The 12,757-nt window shown below is 53.0% G+C and carries 14 protein-coding genes and 2 tRNA genes; 4 read left to right on the forward strand and 12 right to left on the reverse strand.

Annotated features, from left to right (window positions below; translation table 11 throughout):
- Window positions 1-56 precede the first annotated feature (56 nt).
- The 10 genes from clpX to BLU70_RS05635 form a co-directional block, all read right to left on the reverse strand.
- Window positions 57-1,331: an ATP-dependent protease ATP-binding subunit ClpX gene (gene clpX, locus BLU70_RS05590; RefSeq protein WP_040289259.1), complete on the reverse strand. Its 1,275-nt coding sequence runs from the start codon at window positions 1,329-1,331 to the stop codon at window positions 57-59.
- A 75-nt stretch (window positions 1,332-1,406) separates the two neighbouring features.
- A complete protein-coding gene (clpP, locus tag BLU70_RS05595) occupies window positions 1,407-1,988 on the reverse strand; it encodes an ATP-dependent Clp endopeptidase proteolytic subunit ClpP (protein WP_006446713.1) in 582 nt (193 codons plus the stop codon).
- Window positions 1,989-2,093: 105 nt separating this feature from the next.
- Window positions 2,094-3,386, reverse strand: a complete 1,293-nt coding sequence (gene tig / locus BLU70_RS05600; protein ID WP_006446714.1) for a trigger factor — start codon at window positions 3,384-3,386, stop codon at window positions 2,094-2,096.
- A 173-nt stretch (window positions 3,387-3,559) separates the two neighbouring features.
- Window positions 3,560-3,636 (reverse strand) — tRNA-Arg (locus BLU70_RS05605).
- 1 nt (window position 3,637) lies between these two features.
- Window positions 3,638-3,711, reverse strand: a tRNA-Gly gene (locus BLU70_RS05610).
- 14 nt (window positions 3,712-3,725) lie between these two features.
- Window positions 3,726-4,331, reverse strand: a complete 606-nt coding sequence (gene rdgB / locus BLU70_RS05615; RefSeq protein WP_074692574.1) for an RdgB/HAM1 family non-canonical purine NTP pyrophosphatase — start codon at window positions 4,329-4,331, stop codon at window positions 3,726-3,728.
- Between the two features lie 14 nt (window positions 4,332-4,345).
- Complete coding sequence (gene murI, locus BLU70_RS05620; protein ID WP_040289260.1) at window positions 4,346-5,191, reverse strand: glutamate racemase; 846 nt, start codon at window positions 5,189-5,191, stop codon at window positions 4,346-4,348.
- Between the two features lie 80 nt (window positions 5,192-5,271).
- Entirely contained in the window at window positions 5,272-5,706 is a 435-nt protein-coding gene (locus BLU70_RS05625; RefSeq protein WP_237716434.1) for a MarR family winged helix-turn-helix transcriptional regulator, read from the reverse strand.
- Window positions 5,707-5,849: 143 nt separating this feature from the next.
- Window positions 5,850-6,077, reverse strand: coding sequence for a helix-turn-helix domain-containing protein (locus BLU70_RS05630; protein WP_006446718.1), 228 nt, complete (start codon window positions 6,075-6,077; stop codon window positions 5,850-5,852).
- A 137-nt stretch (window positions 6,078-6,214) separates the two neighbouring features.
- Window positions 6,215-7,435: a MalY/PatB family protein gene (locus tag BLU70_RS05635; RefSeq protein WP_074692643.1), complete on the reverse strand. Its 1,221-nt coding sequence runs from the start codon at window positions 7,433-7,435 to the stop codon at window positions 6,215-6,217.
- Between the two features lie 200 nt (window positions 7,436-7,635).
- Between BLU70_RS05635 and BLU70_RS05640 the strand changes: the two genes are divergently transcribed.
- The 4 genes from BLU70_RS05640 to BLU70_RS05655 all read left to right on the forward strand — a co-directional run bounded on the left by BLU70_RS05640 (window position 7,636) and on the right by BLU70_RS05655 (window position 11,278).
- A complete protein-coding gene (locus tag BLU70_RS05640) occupies window positions 7,636-8,469 on the forward strand; it encodes a sulfurtransferase (RefSeq protein ID WP_006446720.1) in 834 nt (277 codons plus the stop codon).
- Window positions 8,459-8,854, forward strand: a complete 396-nt coding sequence (locus BLU70_RS05645; protein WP_074692577.1) for a hypothetical protein — start codon at window positions 8,459-8,461, stop codon at window positions 8,852-8,854. The genes BLU70_RS05640 and BLU70_RS05645 overlap by 11 nt, the downstream gene beginning before the upstream one ends.
- 107 nt (window positions 8,855-8,961) lie before the next feature.
- Entirely contained in the window at window positions 8,962-9,693 is a 732-nt protein-coding gene (locus tag BLU70_RS05650; protein ID WP_006446722.1) for a GntR family transcriptional regulator, read from the forward strand.
- Window positions 9,694-9,850: 157 nt separating this feature from the next.
- Entirely contained in the window at window positions 9,851-11,278 is a 1,428-nt protein-coding gene (locus BLU70_RS05655; protein WP_040289263.1) for an MFS transporter, read from the forward strand.
- On the opposite strand, the gene trhO is transcribed toward BLU70_RS05655, so the two are convergent.
- Together trhO and BLU70_RS05665 are read right to left on the reverse strand one after the other, a co-directional pair.
- Window positions 11,241-12,176: an oxygen-dependent tRNA uridine(34) hydroxylase TrhO gene (gene trhO, locus BLU70_RS05660; RefSeq protein WP_040289264.1), complete on the reverse strand. Its 936-nt coding sequence runs from the start codon at window positions 12,174-12,176 to the stop codon at window positions 11,241-11,243. The genes BLU70_RS05655 and trhO overlap by 38 nt on opposite strands.
- Window positions 12,177-12,266: 90 nt before the next feature.
- On the reverse strand, window positions 12,267-12,731 hold the full coding sequence (locus BLU70_RS05665) for a hypothetical protein (protein WP_006446725.1): 465 nt from the start codon (window positions 12,729-12,731) through the stop codon (window positions 12,267-12,269).
- Window positions 12,732-12,757: the final 26 nt, after the last annotated feature.

Raw genomic sequence — 12,757 nt, forward strand, 5'->3', positions numbered from 1 at the left:
AAAAAACCGGAACCTCCGTCGAAACGGTTGGTTCCGGTTATGGATTGCTATCGACCTTACGCGGTCTCCTCCGACTTATGCTTAAACGGTATCGAACTTCCGTCCTTCTTCAAGACGATAGGCGAATCTTCGCGCAATGCGGCCGCCTTCGTAATGATGCACTTCTGGATGTCATCGCGCGAGGGCAGTTCATACATCACATCGAGCATAATCGCTTCGATGATGGCACGAAGCCCACGAGCCCCCGTGCCGCGACGGATTGCCTCTTTTGCGATGGTCTCAAGTGCATCCTCATGGAACTCCAACACCACATTGTCCATGTCAAGCAACTTTTGAAACTGCTTGACGAGCGCATTCTTCGGTTCGGTGAGAATTCGCTTAAGCGCCTCCTCATCAAGCGCATCAAGCGTTGTCACAACCGGCAGACGGCCAATGAATTCCGGAATTAGGCCGAACTTCAGCAGATCTTCCGGCAAAACATGGTGCATAATGGCGGTATCCTTTGTATCTTGCGCCAAATTGACACTGCCAAACCCAATCACCTTACTGCCCAAACGCCGTTTGATGATTGGCTCGATGCCATCAAACGCACCACCGCAGATAAACAAAATATTTGTCGTGTCAATCTGAATGAATTCCTGATGCGGGTGCTTACGCCCGCCCTGCGGAGGCACGCTTGCCACGGTGCCCTCCAGGATCTTCAGCAATGCCTGCTGGACGCCTTCACCCGACACGTCACGCGTGATAGATGGGTTTTCCGACTTGCGCGCAATCTTATCGATTTCGTCGATGTAGATAATCCCGCGCTCCGCCTTTTCGATGTCGTAATCGGCCGCCTGAATCAGTTTCAACAGGATATTTTCCACGTCTTCACCGACATATCCCGCTTCTGTCAACGATGTCGCATCCGCAATGGCGAAAGGCACATTGAGAATGCGGGCGAGCGTCTGTGCTAATAAAGTCTTACCGCTACCCGTCGGCCCAATCAACAAAATATTGCTCTTTGCCAACTCGACATCGTCGTTCTTTTGCGTTCCGGCGTTAATGCGCTTGTAGTGATTATATACCGCAACGGACAGCGAACGCTTCGCCTGCTCCTGCCCAATGACGTACTGATCCAAAATCGCTTTGATTTCAGTGGGCTTCGGAACGTCCTTCAATTCAAAATCGTCTTCTTCACCCAGTTGCTCTTCGACGATTTCGTTGCACAATTCGATACATTCGTCGCAGATATAGACACCGGGTCCAGCGACCAACTTGCGTACCTGCTCCTGTGTCTTGCCACAGAAGGAACACTTCAGTTGGCCCTTTTCCTCGTTAAATTTGAACATTCCTCGTTCCCTCCCCAATTCGAGGTTACCACACCCACCGTCCGAGGCAAAGCACAATCCCAAGCAACGATCCGCTTACGGAGTACCCAGTACCTCGTCGATCAAACCGTACGCCTTCGCTTCGTCGGCCGACATGAAGTTGTCGCGATCCGTGTCGCGTTCAATGACTTCAAGCGGTTGACCCGTCCGCTCAGCCAGAAGTCGGTTGAGTTTGTCTTTCGTCTTGAGCATCCACTCAGCATGAATTTGAATGTCAGACGCCTGACCCTGGACTCCCCCGAGCGGCTGGTGGATCATGATTTCAGCATTCGGCAATGCATAGCGTTTTCCCTTCTCGCCCGCAGCCAACAAGAAAGCACCCATGCTCGCTGCCATCCCGACGCACATGGTCGAAACAGCCGGACGAATATGCTGTATTGTATCATATATGGCCAGTCCCGCGGTGACAGAACCGCCGGGGCTATTGATGTACAGTTGGATGTCCTTTTCCGGATCATCAGCCGCCAAAAACAAAAGTTGGGCGACAATCGCATTCGCTACGTTGTCGTCAATTGCCGTTCCAAGTAATACGATGCGATCTTTTAACAGCCGCGAATAAATGTCATACGACCGCTCCCCACGGCTGGTTTGTTCAATGACATACGGAATCAGACTCATACCCCGGCCTCCTTTTGCAATTCACGCTATGTGCGGGACAAGACAAGGCATCACACCTTGTCTTGTTGTCAGTCCATCTTTCAGTTTTCTTCAGACTTGCGCAAATCACACAACCTTGCAATGATCCACCAATAGTTGAATGGTCTTGCGGGTCTTCAACTCGCCCTGGAACGATGCCAAACCGGGATCTCGCATATTCATCAACTGACGTACACGCTCGAGCTCCAGTTGCGTATTGTCTGCGATCTTCTGCAATTCTGCCTCAATGTCCTCAGATGTAACCTCGACATTCTCCGCGTTTGCAATCGCCTCAAGCACCAAGCCAATGCGCACAGATTGCTCTGCCGCCTCCCGGTACTGGTCTTTCAGCTCATCCAGAGTCAACCCAGTAAACTCGAGGTATGCATCGAACGGAATCTGCTGCATTTGCAGCTGTTGAGCAAAGTGACCAAGTTGATGCTCAATCTCGTGCTCTACCATAACCGCTGGAAGTTCAATCGTCGCATTGGCCGTAGCTTTTTTGACGACCTCATCTTCAATATATCGATCATGCTGAACTTTTGCTCGTTCTTCCAACGATTTGCGCAAGTCAGCCTTAAACTCGTCCACCGTCTGAAACTCGCTGATTTCCTGGACGAACTCGTCGTTCAGTTCGCGCAGCACGCGCCGCTTAATATCGTGCAGCAACACATGAAACTTCGCGAGTTTTTCACGCAAAGACTTGACGTGATAATCGTCAGGGAACGTGACCTCAATATCGCGTTCCTCACCGGGTTTCATACCGATCAGTTGCTCTTCGAACCCCTTAATTAAGGCGTTGCTCCCAATCTCCAATTGGAAATTCTCCGCTTCGCCGCCTTCAAACTCTTCGCCGTCGATGGTGCCCTTGAAGTCAATACTGACCGTATCACCGTTCTCCACTGCACCATCTTCAATCACTTCAATTTGGGCATGGCTGCGCAAAATGCTCTGCAATTCTTCTTCAACGGTCTCATCTGTCACATCGAACGACTTGTCCTCGACTTCGAGCCCTTTGTACTCTCCCAGTTGGACTTCCGGCTTGACCGTGACCGTAGCTTTAAAAATGAACGGTTTGCCCGTCTCCACCTGCACCACATCGACGGCAGGTTGATCCACCGGTTCGATCCCTGTCTCAACGACGGCCTCCTGATACGCTTGCGGCAACAGGATATCGACCGCATCCTGATACAGAGACTCCACACCAAAACGAGCTTCAAACAGTTTGCGCGGTACCTTACCCTTGCGGAAACCAGGCACGTTTACGCGCTTCACCACGCGTTTAAACGCTTCATCCAGAGCCTTCGCAAACCGTTCGCTGGCGACTTCGACCTCCAGCACACCCACATTCGCCTCGGTCTTTTCCCACTTAGCCGTCATCCATCATTTCCTCCTAACAGTCCTCGCAACCGTCGGACCGGCAGCTTTCAATATCACTCACGATTTCAGGCGGAGTAGCCCACCTACGGCAAATCACGGTTATCCAGACAACGCACAAATATCATATTTGCGAATCGAGCACCCCTGTCGGGATGCTCAAGCATTGGCCACCGTGGCGTCCCAGGAGGGATTCGAACCCCCGACCCACAGCTTAGAAGGCTGTTGCTCTATCCAGCTGAGCTACTGAGACATGGAGCGGGTGATGGGAATCGAACCCACGCTACCAGCTTGGAAGGCTGGAGTTCTACCATTGAACTACACCCGCACGCGTAACTCCACCTATGATAGTTTAGTCGATTCCGCCATTGATATCAAGATAGGTCGAATGAGTTCAACTGCCTTCGCGCGATGGGAGTATGCAGCTTTCTCTTCCATGGACATCTCTGCGAAGCGACGCCCTTCGCCATGTGGTGTGAACAGCGGATCGTAGCCAAAGCCATGTGTACCCCGCGCAAAGTCGTGGACGGTCCCGGTCACTCGTCCCTCGACGGCGCCGATGACACCATCTGCGTTGGCAAACGCGACAGCACATGCAAAGTACGCCTCTGCCGACGAAAGCCCTTTCTCGTGCATGCGTGCAATTAGCTTAGCATGATTCGCGAGATCATCGCCGTGTTTTCCACCATAGCGCGCTGAATAGATCCCTGGTTCGCCATTGAGTTCGGGTACAACCAAGCCAGAATCGTCCGCTAACACCATAGCACCGAGTTGTCGCGCATAAAACAGGGCTTTTTCCTGGGCAATCGCAAGAAACGTCGTCGCAGTCTCAGGCGCTTCAGGCAATTCCGCAGGCAGGGGCAGAAGCTCAGCCGGGATATCTGCGAGTAGCAACCGAAATTCCTCAACCTTATGCACATTCTTTGTGGCAATGAACAATCGCATCATTTATCAGACCATCCTTAGGGATTCACCATGCGCTCAATTGTCACGACGAGTGGAGCATCCACATGTTCAACCGCTGCAGCCACCACAGGTTCCGCAAACCAGTTGGCGAGTGCCACCTTCAAACTGGCTGAGTCCCCTGATGTGAGATAGCGGTACATAGGTTTGGCAGAATCTGTATTACGAAGGTTGCGCTCGGCAAGCAACCTTGCCACGTGAGCCGCCGTCGCATCGGCCGACGAGATGACCTGCACCGCGGCACCCATCACACGTCGGATGATCGGTGCAAGCAACGGATAATGGGTGCAACCGAGCACCAAACTGTCGATATCACTGCCGGCCAAGGGCTTAAGCGATTGGCGGACGACAGCCTCGACGTGATCCCCATCCAATTGGCCCCGTTCAACGAGTGGCACAAACAACGGACAAGCCAACTCATGTACAACGATGTCAGGCGCGATTGTACAGATGGCCTTCCGGTAAGCATGGCTCGAGACGGTCACGGATGTCCCGATGACACCGATACGACGATTGCGCGTCGCCCTGACTGCCGATAAAGCCCCAGGAGCGATCACGCCGACGACCGGAATCGGGAGTCGCTCTTGAAGATTGTGCAAGGCGACCGCTGTTGCCGTATTACACGCGACGACCAACAATTTAATGCCGCTCGCAAACAGATAATCTGCAATTTCTTCCGAAAATCGAATGACTTCCTCTGGCTGACGGTCGCCATACGGACAACGAGCACGATCTCCAAAGTAAACCACAGACTCATGTGGTAAGCGCTCTTGTATAGCACGCATCACTGTTAAACCGCCAATGCCCGAATCGAACACACCTATCGGCAGCCGCGACGTTTCCAAGGTATGTGCACTCCTCACGCTGATCTCAGGTGTCGATGAGCACCAATCGCTACGACCTGCAACACGCCGTAGGCTGGCGCCTACTGATTAGCCATATTCGTCAAAAGCAGTTCGAGTGCTTCTAAAATTGTCTTGCGCGTCGAAACGTCGACATGGCTTAATATAGTATGTAAATAGGCGCGGCGAGCACGAAGCACTTCTTCAATAATTTGTGCCCCCGGCGGCCTTAATTGAACGCGCACAACGCGACGATCCACCAAGTCCCTTTGTCGGCAGACGTAGCCAGCCTTTTCCAATCGATCCACCAAGTCGGTCGTCGTGCTATACGCGAGATACAGCTTGGACGACAACTCACCAATCGTCAGTTCCCCCTCGTTGTTGAGTGCGATGAGAGCATCGAACTGCGGCGAGGTAATGTCGTGTTCTCGCAATAAAACACGGCCCTTGCGGCGGACAGCAGCTGCCACTAAGCGAAGGGACTTTTCAATTTCCTCAACGTACTCGTTGAACTCCACCAAGCCTTGTCCACATCCCGTCCATGCTTGCGTCCAGTAAATAGTACCACTCAGCAATTTCGACGGTCAACGGACAAATCTCGACATGAAGTTCACTGCCAAATAAGACGCTGAACACCCCTACCTAAGTAGGGGTGTTCGGATCAAATCACAAGCTCACCCAATCGAACCAATTCGACAACCGCTTGCGACCGGCCTTTGACGTTCAGCTTTTTCATCACATTCGAGATATGGTTGCGAACCGTCTTCTCACTGACGAACAGCTGCCCGGCGATCTCTTTGGTCGTCTTATCCTGAACAAGGAGTTCAAATACCTCCCGTTCCCGATTTGTAAGCAGCGATTTTACGCGCGCGTCCTTGGCAGGTGCCATCCCCTTATCCCTCCTTGTCGAGTAATACAAGAGCGGGATACAGTCAGGGTATAGTATGACACCTCGTAAGCGAGCGTTCCGCGACGTATCCGGGATGGGCGGCTGGCAGCCAATCACGCCAAGCCTTCTCCCTCCCTTTACCCTTTCCTTCGTGCCTTTATCGCTCCGGCCAATTGTTGCAGTCCTTGTTCGAGCAAGGCGCGTGGACAAGCGATGTTCATGCGTTGGAAGCCCTCACCTTCCCGACCGAATAGGTGGCCCTCGTTCAAGCCTAGGCGAGCTTCTTCAATCAAAAACTGATCGAGTTCTTTCGGACTCAACCCCAGTGCACGAAAGTCGAGCCATACCAGATACGTTCCTTCCGGCCTGAACATGCGCACTTCGGGAACGTTTTGTTGTAAAAATGACTCCATAAAATCGAGATTGCCTGCAAGGTAATGCAACAAATCATCCAGCCAGTTTTCACCGTGGTTGTATGCCGCAATCATCGCCTCAACGCCAAATACATTTAACTCCGCCATCGCGGCGCGCGCCGACGCAGTCTGGTACTTGCGCCGCAAATCGCCATCTTCGGCGATGATGTAAGCAGTATTCAGCCCAGCCAAATTAAAGGTCTTGCTCGGAGCCGCGCACGTGATCGAGCGAGCCGCAAAGCTTGGATCCAGCGACGCAAACGGAATATGGCGATGTGGCGCAAAGACGAGATCCGCATGAATTTCATCAGCCACCACGAGCACATCGTGACGTAGACAAATCTCACCGACCCGCCTGAGTTCATCCTCTGTCCAGACGCGCCCCACAGGATTGTGAGGAGAGCACAAAAACATAATCTTGGCCTGACGCGCCTTCTCCTCAAGGTCTGCAAAATTGATTTCATAGCGACCGTTACGTTCCACGAGTGGATTTTCAATGACAGTTCGATTCCAACTCGCAATCGTCCGCTTGAATGGGTGATATACGGGCGGCTGGATCAGCACACCTTCTCCTGGTTCTGTGAAGGCCTGGACGATCACGGATAATGCAGGCACCACCCCTGGTGCGGGGACAATCGCTTCAGGCGCAATGGTCCACTTGTGCCTGCGCTGCATCCAAGACACGATACTGTCGACATAGGCTTGAGACTTAATGGTATACCCATAGACTCCATGTTGAACGCGGCGCATCAACGCCTCTTGTACGGCTGAAGGCGACGGAAAATCCATATCAGCAACCCACATGGGCAAAACATCTGTGCGGCCAAATCGCGAGGCCAAGGAGTCCCATTTCGAGGCCGCGGTATTCCACCTGTCAATGACTTGATCAAAATCGTATGACACGCTGCATCCTCCGTTCACCCGCCTGCGCACTGGGTGATCCATCCGCATCGGCGGTTCATACCAACACATCTACTCTATCACAAGCACCTCGGATAGTGTCTTTCTGCCGGAAGGAAGCGCTAGAAAAATGGAGAATTTCCTCTTGCGTATTGACGCGACATTCTCTAATTTTAATTTAAGGGGTCGGAAAACAAGGTTTTCGGTTTGCCACCTCTACGTTCCGATTTCAAGGAGGTCGTACCATGGCAAAGGACGTACTTGTCACAACAGAGTGGGTAGCAGCCCACAAAAATGATCCCAACGTACTTCTCGTAGAAGTCGATGTCGACACCAGCGCATACGAAAGTGGTCATATTCAAGGCGCTATCGCGTGGAACTGGACGACCCAATTGAATGACCAAGTTCGCCGCGACATTCTGAACCACGAACAGTGGGCGGAGCTGTTGAGCAATAGCGGCGCAACGCCAGAGACGCTCATCGTCCTCTACGGCGACAACAACAACTGGTTCGCTGCATTTGCTTATTGGCAATTGAAGATCTTCGGTCACGAGAACGTCAAACTGATGGACGGCGGCCGTAAAAAGTGGGAACTCGAAGGTCGCGAACTCGTCAAGGAAGTTCCGTCGCGCACGAAAACGCAATACCCTGTTCCAAACCGCGATCTCGACACTTCCATTCGCGCTCGTCAAATCGACGTTTTGAATTCGCTCAACAAGGGTAATGTCGCTCTGGTCGACGTCCGGAGTCCACAGGAGTTCACGGGTGAGGTCATCGCACCTCCCGGCATGACAGAGACAGCTCAACGCGGCGGTCACATTCCAGGCGCAGTCAATGTACCGTGGGGCAAGGCTGTCAATGAAGACGGCACCTTCAAATCGGAAGCTGAGCTTAAGCAGTTATACGAATCGGTCGGCGTTACCCCTGACAAAGAGGTCATTGCATATTGCCGCATTGGCGAACGGTCCTCACATACCTGGTTCGTCCTTCGCGAGTTGCTTGGCTTCCAAAACGTCAAGAACTACGACGGATCGTGGACAGAATGGGGCAGCATGGTAGGGGTGCCCATTGAGCGATAAGCACACACTCTATCGCGCTGACGCGCAACCTCCGGCAAAGCGCTTGCTTGAAGCCATGACGTCCAAACAGAAGCCTGATATAGCGCAATTGTTTTTTGATGCGAGCGTGTTGAATGCGTATCGCGAGCGCGACGGTTTCCGTATCATCCGCACGGACACGTCTGGCAGGCTGAGTAAGCCGGGTGGCTGGAGCGTCGATTTCGGTATCAGCGGCGAAGGCGACCGGCATATACATATCCCGGCGCACGCATGGGTGCATCGCATCCCGGTCGAAGAGCAAGCGCATTGGCTAGAGTACGCCTTGACACTGCCGCTTAGCGACAACTTCGTCCGCGGCGTCGTTCGCCCCGGCTGCATAGATGACGGACCCATTCGCAACTGGTAAGGTATTAGGGGAAGCCTTTGGCACAGGCCGCGGCTTCCCCTCTCCGTATATGCCAGCGAAAGCAGGGCGGATAGGGACCATACCCGCCCGAGAAAGGATCGAGTTTCATGCGCGAAAGCGTCCCGCTTTACAAACAATTAAAAGCCGAGCTGTTATCGAAAATTCGCAACGGAGAATGGGAAGCAGGGCAGCAACTTCCGTCGGAAGCGGAACTGGCAACCTTGTTTGCCGTAAGCCGGACGACGGTTCGGCAAGCTGTTGGCGATTTGGTCAGCTCGGGATTTGTCATACGCCGCCAGGGCAAAGGCACGTATGTGGCAGAACAGGCCTTTCATTCCACAGCCACAACACTATACGGATTTGCGGAAGAACTAAGAGCAGCGGGATACGAGGTCAATATTGTACTGGATCGCCTTGAAGAACGGGAGTGTCCAGAGGATGTGGCCACCATCTTACGGCAAAACAAAAACCGACGTATTCTCTATATCGAACGGACGGCACACGTCGACGACCTGTGCTATTTTCGGGAGACTTCGTACATTGTCCCCCCTTATCACATCGACCTCGCCAAGGTGATTAGCCAACGTTTGGCGTACGATTACATATATGGATTTTTTGAGCAAAACGGTGTGAGAATCAACTCAGGTAATCAGACGATTTCGGCAGAACTTGCAGACGAGACGGACTGCAGCGTCTTTCAACTCGAACCTCCCGCTGCCGTGCTTGCAATCGAACGTATCACGCGTGACGAGTCTGGTGCAGCCGTCGAGTATTCCCATGTTCGCTACCCTGCCTCTCGCTATCGCCTTCACCTCAACCTCCTTCGACACACGGACTAATTCGACCTATACAAAAGACACGGCCTTCGTTACAATGGTCGTGTTGAATCATTCTTGTTATGATGTCATAACAAGTATATGCATAGTGACCATAGAATTGGCGAGCTGACACCAGGTTTGCTTGGCTTTGGATCGCCGCACGCGGTAGGTGACCACGATGCATTCACATGTAAAAGGTCGTACAGTGTTGCACCGATTTCCCCTTAAAGCTGTTTCCTCGAGCCCCCATGGCGTCTGGTTTGTGGTAGGTACAGTCTGCCTCGGAGCCTTCATGGCGGCCCTTGACGCGAGTATCATCAGCATAGCCTTACCAAAACTGGAACAGTCATTTCGAACAACGATGGCACAAATCGAATGGGTCAGCTTGATTTATTTGCTCGCACTGGCGGGTTGTATCGTGACATTTGGGAGACTGTCCGATATTTTGGGTAGAAGGCCGATGTATACCTTTGGCTTTTGCGTGTTCTTGGTCGGATCTGCCCTCTGCGGCGCGGCGTGGAGCTTGCCATCCCTCCTCGCTTTTCGCGTGCTTCAAGGCATAGGCGCTGCCATGCTGCAGGCCAACAGCGTTTCCATAATCACCGCAGCGACCGACGCAAGCCGCCGCGGCCAAGCCATCGGCTTTCAAGCGCTCGCGCAAGGACTTGGTCTGAGCTTGGGGCCGTTATTGGGCGGTGTTCTGACACACATGGGATCTTGGCGTCTCATTTTCTATATGAACGTTCCCGTCGGCATTGTCGGGATCTTATCGGCCATTCTTTGCCTCCCGCGCGATCGCGATGGTCAATCTCACCCAGCATTCGATTGGGCGGGATCTATCACATTGGCCGGCATGCTTGTGGCGACAATGTATGTTTTAAAAGAAGGATTTCGCCCACATAGCTCCATTGGGGTGACCGCGTGTATCGTTCTGGGAATTGTCCTGCTCGGAGCACTTTTCGTGACTCTGGAGAGAAGGCACAGCTCGCCCTTGATTTCTCTGGCATACATCGAACGTCGCCTCATATGGCTCGGCAATCTCAGCTCTATCCTCGCATTCAGCGTCATGTACGCGATCACGCTGCTTGTACCGTACTGGTTCGTGCATATCGAACATCGCTCGTCAGCCATCGCTGGGCTTCTACTGACAACCTTGCCCATCGGTATGGCACTTTGCACACCGTTTGCCGGGCGTCTGGCAGACAAATGGTCACAGCAGCGTGTCGCCGCAGTCGGCATGGCTGTTGCAGGGATTGGGTGTGTGTTGCTCACGTTGTATGCGTATCGCACCCCCATTTTTCTCTGCGGCCTTTTCTGCATCGGATGTGGCGTCGGAGCGTTCACCCCTGCGAACAACGCCCGCGTGATGAATGCCACGCCGAAACACGACCTCGGCGTGGCTGGCGGAATCCTGAATATGTCGCGCACTCTCGGCATGGGGGTCGGCGTCACGATAGGCGGATTGAGCGTGGAATTGCTAACAGCCGCATTGGGTCAGCATGCCGTCGCAACGGCATACCGCGGCAGTTTCATTGTCGCCGCAGTTTTCGCCTTGGTGGCGCTCATTCTCAGCCTTGTGCCAGCCCCGACGTCGACAGATGTTTAAATAGCGGATCGACTCTGTCTTCAGCAATGGCCTTGGCTTCGCACTCCGGTGTGCAGAAACCATGCCGCTCCACTTCACAAGCAAAGCAACATAAGTGCTGACGATGGCAATCTAAATATGCGCAATTGATATAGCGATCACATGGTTGACCACAGTGACTGCAGCGGGAGATCACTGTATCCTCTTCCGTTTGGTTGATGCGAACGGCTATCCGATTGTCAAACACATAGCACTTCCCATCAAAGAGGTGACCCTTGACTTCTGGGTCTTTGGCATAGGTTACAATGCCGCCATCCAGTTGATATACTTCGTCAATGCCTTCGCGCATGAGGTAGCCAGACAGTTTCTCACAGCGAATGCCGCCCGTGCAGTAGGTTAGAACCTTCTTGCCCTTCCACTCATCCTTATGCTCTGCAATCCACTCCGGGAATTCGCGAAACGTGCGGATGTCTGGACGTATCGCATTGCGAAAGTGGCCGATGTCGTACTCGTAATCGTTTCGTCCGTCGATCACGACGACATCTTCCTCCTGTAACATGGCATGCCACTCTTTGGGCGACAGCCGTTTCCCTGTTAATTCCCACGGACGAACCTGGTCTTCGACGCCAAAGTGAACGATCTCGCTTTTGTGCCGCACGGATAGCCTGGGAAACGCATGGTCCTCCGCTTCGTCGACTTTGAAGACCATATCGGCAAAGCGCTCATCGCGATGCATGAATTTTCGATATGCCTCGGTCGCCCGTTTTGGGCCGGAGAGTGTGCCGTTGATCCCTTCATGTGCGACGATCACACGTCCACGCAAACCCAACATCTCACACAGTTGTAGTTGCTCCGCAACCAAAGCATCCGGATCATCAATCGGAATGAACTTATAGAACAGCAAAATTTCGTATGACATGCAAATGCCTCCTTTACATCTTATACACGGCAAAGGCCGAGGCCCGCCAACGAGCCCCGGCCCATCTCTTGATTCCTGACATCCGTGCGTTTACTGTGCAGAAGAAGAACCGCTTGCCGTTGCCCCGCCGCCAAGCGACTGATCCACTTCATTCGGACTCATGATCAACCAACGGCCATTGATCTTTTTCAGATACAACACGCCACCCTGTTCACTGGAAAACTGAACTTGCGCAATATCGCCTTGCTGGCCCGTAAGTGCATACGAAGTCTCCGCTGGATCGAGCGAAACGTACAGATTGTACAACGACGCATGCCAACCAGGCGTGTTTTGGAACGTGGGCGTCATCAGATTACGCGCCTGGGTAAACTCTTTTAACTCCACAAATCCGATAAAGCGCCGCACGGTATTTACCGGCGTGTTGCTGGTTTGGTTATCGATGGTCGGACGCAACAAGAAGTAGCTCCCGAAACCGAGGATCAACAGCGCCACGATCAGAGTGACAAATCCACGCGTCTGCGCCCGCTGCCGACGCCTTTGCGCCTGAGTATTCATCGGCGAACCCCCCGCTTGAAAATCAA

Source organism: Alicyclobacillus hesperidum (genome assembly GCF_900107035.1).
GTDB classification, from domain to species: domain Bacteria; phylum Bacillota; class Bacilli; order Alicyclobacillales; family Alicyclobacillaceae; genus Alicyclobacillus; species Alicyclobacillus hesperidum.